Genomic DNA, 13,540 nt, shown 5'->3' on the forward strand with positions numbered 1-13,540 from the left:
CATCCCCTCCTACACGGTCAGCACGACACAGCTGTCGGCATCCCAGCACAGACGGACCTCGTCTCCCCAGGTCGGGGTCCCTTTGCGATAGCGGTGAGCATTCTGCAGTTGGGCGCTGAGCATCTGGCCACTGTGCAGGCGGATATGGTAAATCGACAAATCCCCCAGATAAGCGATATGTACCACCTCCCCCACGGCAAAGTTATAGCCGTCTGGCGGGGGGGTCTCACAGAGCATCACCTTTTCCGGGCGCAGCGCCACATACACCGGCACACCGTCCACCACGGAGGCATCCGGATCCACTTTCAGCGGGTGGACCAGGCCCGGGGAGTCAATCACCAGGCCGTCTTCATCACGCTGCTTCAGTAACCCCTCAAACACATTGACCGAGCCGATAAACTCCGCGCTGTAGCGGGTGGTGGGGTGCTCATAAATCTCTTCCGGCTCGCCAATCTGGACAAATTTACCGCGATTCATAATGGCGATACGCCCGGCCATGGTCATGGCTTCTTCCTGGTCGTGGGTCACCATCACACAGGTGGCCCCTACCCGCTCAAGAATATCGACCACTTCCAGTTGCATCCGGTCGCGCAGTTTTTTATCCAGCGCCCCCATGGGCTCGTCCAGCAGCAGCAGTTTTGGCCGCTTCGCCAGGCTACGGGCCAGGGCCACCCGCTGGCGCTGGCCGCCGGACAACTGGTGCGGTTTGCGCCGGGCATATTCCTGCATATGCACCAGCGCCAGCATCTCTTCTACCCGGCTGGCAATTTCGCCTTTTGGCAGCCGGTCCTGTTTCAGGCCAAAGGCGATATTCTGCTCCACGGTCATATGGGGGAACAGCGCGTAAGACTGGAACATCATATTGACGGGCCGCTGGTAGGGCGGTACCCGGGACAGGTCCACCCCGTCGAGCATAATCTGCCCGTGGGTGGGGGTTTCAAACCCGGCCAGCATCCTTAACAGGGTGGATTTACCGCACCCGGATGCCCCGAGCAGCGCAAAAATCTCCCCTTTATAGATAGTCAGGCTGACATCATCCACGGCGTTCTGGCCGTCAAATGATTTTGTCAGATTACGAACTTCAAGTAGCGGAGTCAGCGCTTTTATCGTTTTCGCCCGCGGGCGGAGGATAGTTTCATTCACAGGGAAGCCCTCCGGCAAAAAAGTGTGGCCCGGTCGCCTTATCTTTTTAATCCAGGGATCAGTGCATCAGGGCACTGACCATTTTGAGGCAATTGCACTCTGATTGTGCAATTGCCAGTGGTTAACGCACGATTTATGTCATACCTGACGCGACATCCGTTATTCAGAATAAAAAGGGTTATTTACCCGTTTTCACTTTGGTCCAGGAGCGGGTAATCACCCGGTCAATCTTCGGCGACTGCACCTTCAGCGGGAACAGTTTGGCGCGCACGTCTGCGGGCGGATAAATGCCCGGGTTATTACGCACCTCAGGTGCCAGATACTCGGTGGCTGCTTTATTGGCGTTTTGATAAAACACCGTATTGCTGATATCGGCAATGACTTTGGGCTCCATCAGATAATTAAGGAACTGGTAGGCGGCCTCTTTATTTTTGGCATCGGCAGTAATGGCGAAGTTATCAAAGTAACCAATCGCCCCCTCTTTAGGGATGGAATAAGCAATGTGGACGCCGTTTTTCGCCTCACTGGCCCGGTTTGCCGCCTGCAGCACATCCCCCGACCAGCCAATTGCCACGCAGACATCGCCGTTCGCCAGGTCGTTAATATACTGGGAGGAATGGAAATAACGCACGCTGGGGCGCAGCTTCAGCAGCAGATCCGTCGCGGCGTTATAGTCGGCGGCGTTGGAGCTGTTGGGATCTTTGCCCAGGTAGTGCAGCACGGTGGCGTACATTTCGCTCGGCGCATCCAGAAACGCCACGCCGCAGCTCTTCAGTTTGGCGATATTTTCCGGTTTAAAAATCAGATCCCAGCTATTTACCGGCGCGTCGGCCCCCAGGGCGGCTTTTACCTTATCAACGTTGTAGCCAATGCCAGTGGTGACCAGCATATAAGGGATAGCGTATTTATTATCGTGGTCGTTCTGGGCGGCCAGTTTCAGCAATTCCGGATCAAGGTTTTTATAATTGGGGAGTTTACTTTTATCCAGCGGGGCGAAAATACCGGCCTGGGACTGACGCTCCAGAAAGTTAGATGACGGCACCACCAGATCATAGCCGGTGCTTCCCGCCATTAATTTTCCTTCCAGCACTTCATTAGAGTCAAACACGTCATAGACGACTTTAATTCCGGTCTGCCGGGTAAAGTTCTTCAGCGTATCCTTACCCATATAATCAGACCAGTTATAAATGTGCAGCGTGTTTTGCTCGTCCGCCACTGCCACGGCGGAAGAGGCCATCAGAGCCCCGGCAATAATACCTGACAACCATTTTTTAGCTGGGATGGACATATTTTTCATTTCCTTCTCAAAGAGTAATGGCAATACGCGTGAGCGAGTAATCTGAGCACCAGACCGATATGCAACATACATGCAAAATCCGTGCGCATTTATCCTGAAAGAACAAAAAAATTTAAAAATATGACAAATTCGTTGCACGTTTTCGGTGCATGGCAAGAATAACGTTAGCAGGGGGTTCAGACTATAGCGAGGCAGAAAAAAGCTATTTTTATCAGCAGGTCACAAAAATGAATACGGAAATAAATCCGGCTGGTTAATTCGTGGAGGAAATGATCCGCTAAACCGCCAGCAGGCAATACAATTCACTACGCAATATCCTGCACCAGGCACAGACATTGCGTAGTTAACGGGAAAATTAATGTAAAAAGTGACTCATCTCCGGCTCTGCCGGTACGGCTTCATCTTCTGAATTGTAAAGCAGCTGGTTGGCTGAGGCTTCGAGGATCACCATCGACACCTGCTCTTCACTTTGCTTCATAAATGCAGCGAACTGCTCGCGGGTGACCCCTACCGAGGCAGACAGCGCCTGGCACACCACCAGTTTTGGCAGGTTGTCATCCTGGATATCAAGGAACGCTTTCATGGTCAGGGAGCTGGCGTTAATGGATGATAAATCCACCGACAGGGCCAGCAGCGCAGAGGGTTTCACTTCCGCCAGTGCCGAAAACAGCAGCACGTTATCGATCAAATCGACTTTGGCATCAAATACCCCTTCAAAATTCTGCATATGGGGAAGATGTAATGCCTGACAGGAGTCACACTCGTAAAAAGTGACTCCTATCTCGTCCATCCAGCGACGGACAGTTTCCAGTGTCGGAACGACGAGCGACGCCATACCTCGGATACCTCTTTAACATTAATGACGGGGGCGAAATAAAGCGCTATACCCTGAATAACCGGCGTTGCGCGGTAAACAGACCAGCGCTGCGCCAGAAACGACGGGGACATAGATTACGCAAAAAGCGCCCCGGATACCATGTGATAATCCACCTGCGCCGGTTAGCCGCCGGTTTTCAGGCTGTATCCCTCATGGACCTGCCCTTCAACCCGGCGGATCATCATGGTGGCAATATCCAGCCCGGTGGTCTTTTCTATCCCTTCCAGCCCGGGGGAGGCATTCACCTCCATCACCAGCGGCCCGCGGCTGGCGCGTAAAATATCCACACCGGCCACCTCAAGCCCCAGCGTGCGGGCGGCTTTAACCGCCAGCGCCCGCTCCTGCCCGGTTATCTCTACCCTGCGGGCGCTGCCGCCACGGTGCAGATTAGAGCGAAAGTCGCCGGGCTTTGCCTGGCGCTCAATGGCGCCCACCACCTGGTCGCCCACCACCAGACAGCGCAGATCTTTCCCGCCAGCTTCCGCGATATATTCCTGGACCAGGATATGCGCATTCAGCCCGCGAAAGGCATCGATCACGCTCTCTGCCGCCTGGCGGGTCTCCGCCAGTACCACGCCGATGCCCTGGGTGCCCTCCACCAGTTTGACCACCAGCGGTGCACCGCCGACCATTTTAATCAGGTCGCTGGTGTCGTCTGGCGAGTGGGCCATACCCGTTACCGGCAGCGCTATGCCCTGGCGGGCCAGCAGTTGCAGGGAGCGCAGCTTATCGCGCGCCCGGTTGATAGCCACCGACTCATTAAGGGGGTAGCTCCCCGAAAGCTCAAACTGGCGCAGCACCGCCGTACCATAAAAAGTAATGGCGGAGCCAATGCGGGGAATGATCGCATCATAATGGGGGAGTTGTCGCCCTTTATAGTGCACTTGTGAAATATCCGCACCTATTGTCATATAACAGGAAAGCGGATCGATAATATCAACCTGATGGCCCCGTGCTACTGCGGCCTCGCGCAGCCGTTTACAGGACCAGAGCGACCCGTCCCGGGATAAAATAGCAATTTTCATCCTCTCCCCCTGACAATCCCGGCCCTGCCGACTTAACGGCAGGCCCAGCCCTGCTGATGTAAATAGTCGAGAATAAACGGGCGGCTCTCTTTCACAATGGTGCGCCGGATATGGTCGCTCCAGGTGTCCTGACGGGTGTTACTGCCCCGGCTCTGATAATAGGCGGCTATCTGGTCGTCATACTGCTGTAGCACGTCCCTGTCCACCGGGTGGTAGTGGTTTTCATGTACGACCAGCGCCTCAGGCAGGCGCGGTTTTAACTCCGGCACATCCGCAGGCCAGCCAAGGCACAGCCCGAACAGCGGCAGCACAAACCGGGGAAGCTCAAGCAGCCCGGTAACGGCGGCGATATTGTTGCGGATCCCGCCGATATAGACCCCACCCAGCCCCAGGGACTCTGCCGCTGTCAGCGCATTCTGGCCCATCATTGCCGTATCCACCACGCCCAGCAGCAACTGCTCCGCCCAGCCCAGCTCTGCCTGAGGGCAAATTTGCAGGTGGCGGTTAAAATCCGCACAGAACACCCAGAACTCCGCCGCCCGGGCAACGTGTTGCTGATTCCCGGCCAGTGTCGCCAGTTGCCCGCGCAGCGCCGGATCCGTGATGCGGATAATCGAGCTGCACTGCAAAAAGCTGGAGCTTGAGGTCGCCCTCGCCCCGGCGAAGATAGCTTCGCGCTCGGCATCGCTGATGGGCTGATCCGTAAAATGGCGCACGGAGCGGTGGGCAAGTAACAAGTCAATGGTCGGTGTCATCGGGTTTTTCCTTTTTTGATTCTGAATGTGACATTAACTGCGGCGCCAGGCGGCGGGACATGGCCAGAATAAGCGCCACGGCGGCGGGCAGCATCAGCCCTACTCCGGCAAATATCATGATCAGCGCGGCCCCGCCGCTGCCCAGCACGCCAGGCAGCTCAAGATACTGATTAACCGAAAGCCACGCCAGCACCAGCAGTGCAATGCCCGCGGTTTCCAGAATCAGTAACGGTGGCGAAATAATTGGTCCGGGTGTTTTCACGGCTACACATCCTTCTTGTCAGAATGCGCAGAGTATAGCGCCCGCCTACGGGCGCGTGCATTCCCGGCGACCGTATTCAGCGCAACAAATAAAGAAATGAAAAACAGATAGAAGGGGTGCCCCACCCGGGGCAACGGGGTTACTTTTCGCTGGAGCGCCGGTCAAACCCACGGCGCTTGCGGCGCATGGCGAACACCAGCAGAAAACACAAAGAGCCCAGCGACGACCAGAATACCGCACTAAACAGCCAGGCCAGCTCCTGCCAGAAGGAGCGCTCGGAGGCAAAAATCGTGTGCAGCGCAATAACGCAGGCCGGTAGCGCGATCATCACGCCAATCAGCGGCTCAACCACCCGCTCCTGGCGGGCAAAAAAGCTCGCCACCGCGCCGGGGATCAGAAACACCAGCAGACCAAGCTCCGGGTGCCCGGCGGCACGAAATGCGCCACGCATGTTCCAGCGCACGGCCAGGAACACAACGATAAACAACACACAGCAACAAATGACACTCATCCAGCGATGTGATCGCATCACAACCATCCCCCAGACATTGCTACTCTCACACTTGTAACGTTTTCCCCACGGGGCTCACATCAGACAAAACACCGCTATCCGTGCCAGAACTGAACACATAATTTGCTATTAGTTTTTGTAATCGGTTAACTCTCACTAGCCGTTAATTAAATGAAAGATTAAACTAACGGCGCTGGGCCAGATGCTGCGCATTTCACCCTGCAAAAGAGGGCATATCTGCCCGTGCGTCCTGGTGACATTAGCGCAAAAAACTATCACTTTCAACAGGTTACTAGTAAACAAAAAGTTATCCTTCGTGAATATAAACGTCGCAGATTTGTTAAGCGGGAATTACATCCTGCTATTGTTTGTTGTACTCGCCCTGGGCCTTTGCCTGGGTAAATTACGGCTGGGCTCAATACAACTGGGTAATTCTATTGGTGTTTTGGTGGTCTCTTTATTGCTGGGCCAGCAGCACTTCGCCATGAATACCGACGCGTTAAACCTGGGCTTTATGCTGTTTATTTTTTGCGTGGGTGTGGAAGCCGGCCCCAACTTTTTCTCTATCTTTTTCCGCGACGGCAAAAACTACCTGATGCTGGCCACCGTGATGGTGGGCTCTGCCCTGCTGATGGCGGTGGGGCTTGGCAAGCTGTTCCACTGGGACATCGGGCTTACCGCCGGGATGCTGGCCGGGGCCATGACCTCCACCCCGGTACTGGTGGGGGCCGGTGATACCCTGCGCCACTCCGGTATGGACAGCGCCCAGCTGGCCCTCGCCCAGGATCACCTGAGCCTTGGCTATGCGTTAACCTATCTGGTGGGGCTGGTGAGCCTGATTGTCGGCGCCCGCTACCTGCCAAAACTGCAGCACCAGGATCTCCAGACCAGCGCCCAGCAGATTGCCCGCGAGCGGGGGCTGGATACCGACGCCACCCGTAAAGTGTATCTGCCGGTGATCCGCGCCTACCGCGTAGGCCAGGAGCTTGTGGCCTGGGCAGACGGTAAAAACCTGCGCGAGCTTGGGATCTACCGCCAGACCGGCTGTTATATCGAACGTATCCGCCGCAACGGTATTCTGGCCACGCCAGACGGCGATGCGGTGTTACAGGTGGGGGATGAGATCTCCCTGGTCGGCTACCCGGATGCCCACGCGCGCCTTGATCCGAGCTTTCGTAACGGTAAGGAAGTTTTCGACCGGGATCTGCTCGACATGCGGATCGTGACCGAAGAGATCGTGGTGAAAAACCACAATGTGGTTGGCCGCCGCCTGGCGCAAATCAAACTCACCGACCACGGCTGCTTCCTTAACCGGGTGATCCGCAGCCAGATAGAGATGCCGATTGATGACAATATCGTGCTCAACAAAGGGGATGTGCTGCAGGTAAGCGGCGATGCCCGCCGGGTGAAAACCATTGCCGATCGCATCGGCTTTATCTCCATTCACAGTCAGGTGACCGACTTACTGGCCTTTTGCGCCTTTTTTATTATCGGGCTGATGATTGGGATGATCACCTTTGACTTCAGTTCGTTCAGCTTCGGGATCGGTAACGCGGCCGGGCTGTTATTTGCCGGGATCATGCTCGGCTTCCTGCGGGCTAACCACCCCACGTTTGGCTATATCCCCCAGGGGGCGCTGAACATGGTCAAAGAGTTTGGTCTGATGGTGTTTATGGCCGGTGTGGGGCTGAGCGCCGGTAGCGGTATGAGCCACGGGCTCGGGGCGATTGGCGGCCAGATGCTGGTAGCCGGTCTGATTGTCAGCCTGCTGCCGGTGATTATCTGTTTCCTGTTTGGCGCCTATGTGCTGCGCATGAACCGCGCCCTGCTGTTCGGCGCCATGATGGGTGCCCGCACCTGTGCCCCGGCCATGGAAATTATCAGCGACGTGTCGCGCAGTAATATTCCGGCCCTGGGCTACGCAGGCACTTATGCGATTGCCAACGTGCTGCTCACCCTGGCCGGTACGCTTATCATCATCATCTGGCCAGGCCTTGGCGGGTAATGGTGCATTTTGTGCCATGAAAAATTATTTTGCCCGGCCCGCGAACTTTTCACCAGGGTGCGGGTCTTAATTAGTGCCACTGCTTTTCTTTGATGTCCCCAATTTGTGGAGCCCATCAACCCCGCCGCTTATGGTTCAAGGTTGATGGGTTTTTTGTTGCCTGAAATTCAGCCCCCCTTCCAATCAACCACTTAGATAACTTCTTCTTCATGTGTGGCGACAAAGTGGCGACAGCGTTTTTGTTATGGCGACATCGGACGTAAAAAAACCGCCAGCGGCGAATCAGTATTAGTAAGCAAATTGTTCCTGCATACCTTTTGGATGAGGCGGTGCTGCGCTGATTTTTTGCAAACGGCATACTGACCGCACAAAAGTCTTATGCGTCACGAAGGTATGCCCGCATTCGATGTTAGTGCACTGGTTGTAGCGTTCTTTGGTTTCGTTGGAAACCTGGAAGCTGCTTAGGGCTGTGTCCACAGTACGTGGGTAGGATCAAGATCATCCAACCCTGAAAGACACGACGAATCGCCAGTGGCGGTAGCCATTGGTAACTGGATGAGCAGAGCGATGATGGTGTCGGCGGTGCTACAGAGTTCTTGAAGTGATGGCCCAACTACGGCTACACTGGAAGGACAGCATTTGGTATCTGCGCTCTGCTGAAGCCAGTTACCTTGGTTAAGCAGTTCCCCAACTGACTTAACCTTCGATCAAACCACCTCCCCAGGTGGTTTTTTCGTTTACAGAGCAGGAGATTACGACGTTCCATGAAGGATCTCAAGAAGATCCTCCATGAATTATTAGCCATCAACAGATCTGACAAAATCTGTTAGCATATTTTTTAGGGATATTGTTTCATCCAAAATACACTGCTTAGATAAAAGAACTCCATTTTGCCCTCCAGCCTTTAACCACAGGTCACATTTTTCATCTATTAATTTACGCTGACTTCCCGCAAACGATTTAAGATCTATCGGGTTACCATCTTCAGGTGAAGTTATATCCCTATGCTTGCCAATAAATGAATTAATCAATCCATCTTGAGTGTTCAATTCGGAATCGATGCATGTAGTAGACATTGGATCACCTACATTAGCGGATAAACACTTCATATATTCTGCACTATACTTAGGAGCTTCTTTTGATAGTACAGCAAAAGAAATAACAAATAGAACCATACTCGCTGATTTAATAAACCCCATAATCACTCAACCTCATAATTATCATTTTCCAACTTCAAAAGCTTAGCCTTCTCACTTATAGCCCTAGCTTTCAAACCAGGCCAAAGCGTAGGGGAACTACGAAATTTGGTTTCAACATTGTCGTGTTTATAATCTTGCACTGCGGTTATAATTTGAACATCCGTGGCGCTGTCAAAAGACAATCCAGCAACAGCTTTAACTATAAGATTTGTATAAGGCCCATACTGAACTGAGGTAGACCATATCATGTCATGTATCGCAGCTCTTTTATGAGTGATACTAATTCCATGCTTTGCCAAAAATCCTAACTGCGCCTCATAATGAGTTTTCTTTATAAAAAGATATTGGTCATGTGAAAATCCATTTTTATCTTCAATCGCTATACTTTTCCACTCAGAATTAAATTCTTGCGTTCCTATTTGCAGACCATCGAATCTACTTTTATATTTTGATTGCTTAATATAATCTTGAACAACACCTAGCTTGGAGGATAGTTGATAACATCCATATGATGCTCCACCGTGATCTCCTCTTCCTGAAGATATGACTCCAGGCCCCCTACCACCAGACTCATAATGTTCTGATGTTGTTCCCAGTTCCCACAACTTAATCTTCGTTGCAATAGCATCAAGAAACTTCACCGGATGCATGTGCCATACGGGTTTTCCCTCGTCGAAAGGCGGTACCTGACTCATCCACTCCATGTTATCTAGCCACCTCCTGACATAACCCGTCAGCAGCATATCCATGTGTTTCAGGTAGTCCGTCCAGCGCAGATGGCTGCTGCCGCCGAACCACTCGCTGTCGTGTCTGATGACCAGACCGGCAACCAGATCCCTTACGTCCATCTCCGGGTACTGCAGGGCCTGATGCAGCTCCCACCCGGACAGTTCGCCATCGTGGTTCAGATCCATCTTACGGATCAGCGCCTGATAATAGTTCGACACCTGCTTTTCACGAATACCCCGCTCCGGCCTCACCCACTCGGAAAGATGGCTGAATGCCGATTTCACCCAGTTCTCATGCAGGGATTTTTCCATACTGGCTGTGGCGGGCTGCTCAAACGCTGAGAACCCCCGATTTTTTAGGTCATACTGGCTGATATCCGCCTCCACGTCGTCGCCACTCAGCCAGGCACCCTGCCCGATATCGAACCAGCGCTTGCCGGCGCTGTCGGTGAATGACGGACATTTGGCCTGCGGCAGGATTTTGTGAATGTCTTTCCGTACCTTCCCGCTGGTTTTGGTGAAGGTATCGCCGCTGCGGGTGTACAGACTGCTCTCTGGGCGAATATGAAGATATTTTTCCCCGCCCGTGACACCGGCGGCATTACGCAGAAAATCCGGCAGCCGGTCGTCGGTACTGAGCACCTCGATATGCACATACGGATCGGTCTCCGTCTCATTCAGCCCGCCGGGGACAATGTCTTCCCCGAGGAACCCCACCGCATCGCCGGCGGCAACGGTCATTCTGCTGGCAGGTTTCACCACCGCGTCATAAGTTCCCTCCTTCATGGCCTGCTGCATCCATGCCGGCAGATGTGCCGTATGCTTGCCCACCGGGGTCATATACAACGAATCGACCGACACCCAGAACGCCTCCCCGGTCATCTCGTCGTGCTTATTCAGGAGCCGCGCAAGTCCGAAGGTCGGGATATGCCCGTCCAGCCTGAACAGGTTTTCACGCAGCACCGCCACCTTCTGCCCGGTTGCCAGTTTCCCCGTCGGCACCGGCGCAGGCTCGCCCGTCTTCTCCTGCCCGCTGTAGTGCCGGGTTCGCACACCATCACCCCGTGCGGTGACCTGATAACACTGGAGCGCCGGAAAGGCCGACGGCGGGGTCAGCCCGAGATAGAGCGAGTAAAACTCCAGGCTGTCAGCCGGCTTGTCTGGATCGGGCGTACAGACCGATTTCACCAGCACGAACGTGCTGGAATACTGCAGCGTCTGCCCCAGCCAGGTATCGGTAATGTACTGACTGTTCAGGCGGTAGGCCACCACCTCCCCCCCGGCCATAAACGGCAGCGGCACCGCCGTATCAACGTTCTCCGGTGTCAGAAAGGACGCCGGCGCACTTTCACGGCTGATATGAATCCCGCCGTGCCACATGCCATTGGTCCCCGCCAGCCACGTGCCGTGGGGCTCGCGTCCCACCTGTGCCATCATGTCATCCAGCGTGCTGTAGTCTTTACCGTTCGCCTTTCGGGCCGGGAAACAGATATTCACGGGCAATTCCTTCTGCTTGATATGGTTAAATTGCCGCCATCATACACCGGATGCGACTTAACCAGAATTTCCCATATGGCGTAATAGGGCTCCGTTTGGAAAACGGAATATATTGTACGTTAAGATGATTTTTTGTACTGGCTGACATCAACTGGCCGCAAAGTACGATACTTCCCTTCCGCAAGTTTTTTATTGTTTCGCCAGATATAGTCCCCCGTCAGATTAATATGCTCCCAGCCCAGCGGAGACAAGTGTGACAGCAACTGATCATTGACCATCGTTGCATATCGACGTGCAGGGGCAAAATCAGCCAGATCGCGGCTGCTCATTTTGCGGCCTTCACGCGCGAGTTTTAGCAACCGATTTTGGTGAACCGTTCTCTCCACACCTTCCGGTAGCGCCAGTGCTTCAATGGCGAGAACGTACAGTGATGTTGCGCCTCCTCGCTCACTCGGTCGCGATGCTCCTGCCGTGAGGCTGCGGCGGGCGCTACATACCTCTTACTCAGGGATAGCGGAGCTGCGCCGCAGGAAAGAAAAAGACAGAATCAAAAGCCGCGGGAAACCCGTTTTTTCATAGGCTTCGCCCTCCTGCCAGAGTTCACAAAACAGACGCTTTTTCGGTGCATCTATGGGAGCTTTACGCTCAACCATGAATCCGACAGTACGGCGAAACCCGACAGGACTAATAAGATCCCCACCGTTTCCGGTGGGTCGCTCCCTCGTGCGCTCTCCTGTTCCCGTCATACGGTCTACGTGTTGTGGTGGAGGCCTTACCCAAATCACCACGCCCCGTTCCGGTTAGACAGTTCGCTCCAAGCTGGACTATATGTAAATAGACCCGTTTTAGTTCCATGCATTTTTTGAGATCCCGGCCAGATGATCCTGGCCGCCCGGTAAGATTCAGAAGTAATACCCAATATTGACGTTAGTACGGAAGTACCATTTACCGCTCCCCTCTGACTGGGTGCTGGTCCAGCCGGTGGAATTCAGCGCACCGCCCCACGGATTCACATTCTTTGCCCAACTGAGATCGACCCAGAACATCACCGGCAGGGCGAAAACCTGCACACCAAGCGTGTTCATCTTCGAATCGCTCCAGCCGCTTTTGTCTTTCCACAGCACGCTGTAGTCATTGTAAAAACGCAGCTTCGATATACCGCCCCACTTCACATCCACATCGCGGGCCACGTTGAGCGACGCGGTGGTAGCTTGCGCCGGGATCAGGTAGGCAGGCGTCAGGCCGTTGCCGCCCATCAGAATGGTATCGTCGCTGACACCGGCCGGATTCTTCGGCGCGTACTGGTAGCGAATCAGCTGCGATGTCAGCTGCCACGGCCCGTGATGCAGCATGCCATGTACGCCCGCAGCCCAGAAGGTGCCGTCGTCATCAGTGGCGCGGTTGTGCAGCCGCGCCAGCGCCAGCGAGCCGCCGAGTTCGTTATTCCAGCCACCCCCGTGGAAATCACGCGCGATGCGCACGTTAACCTGATCGCGCTTTTCATTGTGTTGCAGATGCTGAGCCGGATAGATGGTGTTTTTCAGTCGATCATAATCGCCGACATCCGGCGCATAGCGTAAATTCTCCGGCTCCATCCACGGAAAATAAGCGACATCCAGCGACCAGTTATTATCGTGATATTGATAGTTAATGCCGCTGCCGGCACCAACGCCAAAACCTAAATAAAACGGAATACCGTAGGACCAGCCAAATTGCGGATAAGGCTCAAGGCCGAAGGGCTTAGCGGGGATCCCCAGCTGGACACTATTATTTTTATCGAATCGATATCCGATATAAGCGCGGTCAACAGCGTATTTACGATGATCCTGGAACCAGAACCCGGCATCGAAAAAATAATTACCATAAAAGCCGCTGCTGTCGATACGAAACGTATCAAAACGCAGATGCGGCGGGTTACGATAATTACTCCCCTTCCAGTCTTCATAGCGATAATTGGCCCGCAGTGCACCACCGACATCCAGCCCGGACAAGTTATCAGCACTACGCCAGCCCATATGCGGGAACGGTTTTCCGTCGGCTGCCTGTGCCAGCCCACTGATACCGGCCGCCAGCATCAGAGGGAGAAATAATTTACCCATAGCACATATCTCACTTTATTTTACGCACAATAAAAGACCATCGATTAATATCGACTTATTATTTTGTTTCAGTGGTAAAACCCTTAATTAAATAACGCAGTATTTGTATTTTATTTCAAATATGAAACTCTGTTTATTATTT

Annotated in this window: 12 protein-coding genes and 1 pseudogene; 1 reads left to right on the forward strand and 12 read right to left on the reverse strand. The window is 53.8% G+C overall.

Translation table 11 applies throughout. The features are described 5' to 3' along the window. Positions 1-9: 9 nt before the first annotated feature. The 7 genes from potG to EBL_RS12390 all read right to left on the reverse strand — a co-directional run bounded on the left by potG (position 10) and on the right by EBL_RS12390 (position 5,891). Positions 10-1,143 (reverse strand): putrescine ABC transporter ATP-binding subunit PotG, encoded by a 1,134-nt coding sequence (gene potG / locus EBL_RS12360; RefSeq protein WP_002439475.1) that lies wholly within the window; start codon positions 1,141-1,143, stop codon positions 10-12. 178 nt (positions 1,144-1,321) lie between these two features. Beyond that, the gene (gene potF / locus EBL_RS12365; RefSeq protein ID WP_002439474.1) at positions 1,322-2,431 is read right to left on the reverse strand and encodes a spermidine/putrescine ABC transporter substrate-binding protein PotF; all 1,110 of its coding nucleotides are present in this window, start codon (positions 2,429-2,431) and stop codon (positions 1,322-1,324) included. A gap of 364 nt (positions 2,432-2,795) precedes the next feature. Next, entirely contained in the window at positions 2,796-3,275 is a 480-nt protein-coding gene (locus EBL_RS12370; protein WP_002439473.1) for a YbjN domain-containing protein, read from the reverse strand. A 164-nt stretch (positions 3,276-3,439) separates the two neighbouring features. After that, on the reverse strand, positions 3,440-4,342 hold the full coding sequence (gene rimK, locus EBL_RS12375) for a 30S ribosomal protein S6--L-glutamate ligase (RefSeq protein ID WP_002439471.1): 903 nt from the start codon (positions 4,340-4,342) through the stop codon (positions 3,440-3,442). A gap of 32 nt (positions 4,343-4,374) precedes the next feature. Further along, entirely contained in the window at positions 4,375-5,097 is a 723-nt protein-coding gene (gene nfsA, locus EBL_RS12380; protein WP_002439469.1) for an oxygen-insensitive NADPH nitroreductase, read from the reverse strand. Next, complete coding sequence (locus EBL_RS12385) at positions 5,081-5,359, reverse strand: DUF1418 family protein (protein WP_002439467.1); 279 nt, start codon at positions 5,357-5,359, stop codon at positions 5,081-5,083. The genes nfsA and EBL_RS12385 overlap by 17 nt, the downstream gene beginning before the upstream one ends. Before the next feature lie 139 nt (positions 5,360-5,498). After that, positions 5,499-5,891, reverse strand: a complete 393-nt coding sequence (locus EBL_RS12390; RefSeq protein ID WP_126298266.1) for an inner membrane protein YbjM — start codon at positions 5,889-5,891, stop codon at positions 5,499-5,501. A 295-nt stretch (positions 5,892-6,186) separates the two neighbouring features. On the opposite strand from EBL_RS12390, the gene EBL_RS12395 reads away from it, so the two are divergent. Beyond that, positions 6,187-7,875 (forward strand): aspartate:alanine antiporter, encoded by a 1,689-nt coding sequence (locus EBL_RS12395; RefSeq protein ID WP_002439465.1) that lies wholly within the window; start codon positions 6,187-6,189, stop codon positions 7,873-7,875. A 288-nt stretch (positions 7,876-8,163) separates the two neighbouring features. Here the strand turns inward: EBL_RS12395 and EBL_RS20030 are convergent, their stop codons facing one another. The 5 genes and pseudogenes from EBL_RS20030 to EBL_RS12410 all read right to left on the reverse strand — a co-directional run bounded on the left by EBL_RS20030 (position 8,164) and on the right by EBL_RS12410 (position 13,398). Next, a complete protein-coding gene (locus EBL_RS20030; RefSeq protein ID WP_002439464.1) occupies positions 8,164-8,352 on the reverse strand; it encodes an ogr/Delta-like zinc finger family protein in 189 nt (62 codons plus the stop codon). Between the two features lie 320 nt (positions 8,353-8,672). Further along, the gene (locus tag EBL_RS20040) at positions 8,673-9,074 is read right to left on the reverse strand and encodes a hypothetical protein (RefSeq protein WP_002439461.1); all 402 of its coding nucleotides are present in this window, start codon (positions 9,072-9,074) and stop codon (positions 8,673-8,675) included. Positions 9,075-9,076: 2 nt separating this feature from the next. Beyond that, entirely contained in the window at positions 9,077-11,299 is a 2,223-nt protein-coding gene (locus EBL_RS12400) for a VgrG-related protein (RefSeq protein WP_002439459.1), read from the reverse strand. 119 nt (positions 11,300-11,418) lie between these two features. Continuing rightward, a pseudogene (locus tag EBL_RS20620) lies at positions 11,419-11,715 on the reverse strand (Tn3 family transposase); the annotation flags it as partial. Positions 11,716-12,201: 486 nt separating this feature from the next. After that, a complete protein-coding gene (locus EBL_RS12410) occupies positions 12,202-13,398 on the reverse strand; it encodes a porin family protein (protein WP_002439454.1) in 1,197 nt (398 codons plus the stop codon). Positions 13,399-13,540: the final 142 nt, after the last annotated feature.

It is taken from the genome of Shimwellia blattae DSM 4481 = NBRC 105725, assembly GCF_000262305.1.
GTDB lineage: Bacteria > Pseudomonadota > Gammaproteobacteria > Enterobacterales > Enterobacteriaceae > Shimwellia > Shimwellia blattae.